The sequence below is a fragment of the Acetobacter orleanensis genome, from assembly GCF_001581005.1.
Taxonomy (GTDB): domain Bacteria; phylum Pseudomonadota; class Alphaproteobacteria; order Acetobacterales; family Acetobacteraceae; genus Acetobacter; species Acetobacter orleanensis.
Genome location: NZ_LHZV01000004.1, coordinates 1 through 591 on the forward strand (window position 1 = coordinate 1; position 591 = coordinate 591).

Sequence of the window (591 nt, forward strand, 5' to 3'; positions counted from 1 at the left end):
CCAGCCGGTTACCGTGCTGTCCACGTTGCCGTCGGCGGGCGTCGGCGCCATGCTTGGCCTGTGGTTCTGTGGCGAAGAGTTTTCTCTTATGGCGATGATCGGACTACTTCTGCTTGTGGGGATTGTAAAAAAGAATGCCATCATGCTGATCGACTTTGCCATTGCGGCTGAACGATCGGGCCTTGATACAAAGGAAGCAGTTCTTCAGGCGTGCTCTTTTCGTTTCCGGCCGATCATGATGACAACCTTCTCTGCTGCATTCGGTGCATTGCCATTAGTGTTTGGCCACGGATATGGTTCCGAGCTGCGTCTTCCATTAGGCGTTACAATCCTAGGTGGTCTCATCGTGTGTCAGGCTCTGACACTTTATACGACCCCGGTCCTTTATTTAGTGCTGGGTAATCTTACCCTTCCTCGACAAAACAGTCGGTCGAAGCATCATGCCATAAAGGAGGAGACCTCATGAGAGCTGATTGTCAGGAGACTGTACCACGCATCCTGTTGATTGAGGATGATTGCGAGACTGCCGTATATATCAAAACATCTCCCCTGTTCGCACATATCGACATCACGACCATAGCCGACGGCAAC

General features: G+C 51.4%; 1 protein-coding gene. It reads left to right on the forward strand.

Annotated features, from left to right (window positions below; translation table 11 throughout):
• A partial coding sequence (locus tag AD949_RS00020; protein ID WP_211259967.1) for an efflux RND transporter permease subunit occupies positions 1–466 on the forward strand: 466 nt, incomplete at its 5' end.
• Positions 467–591 lie beyond the last annotated feature (125 nt).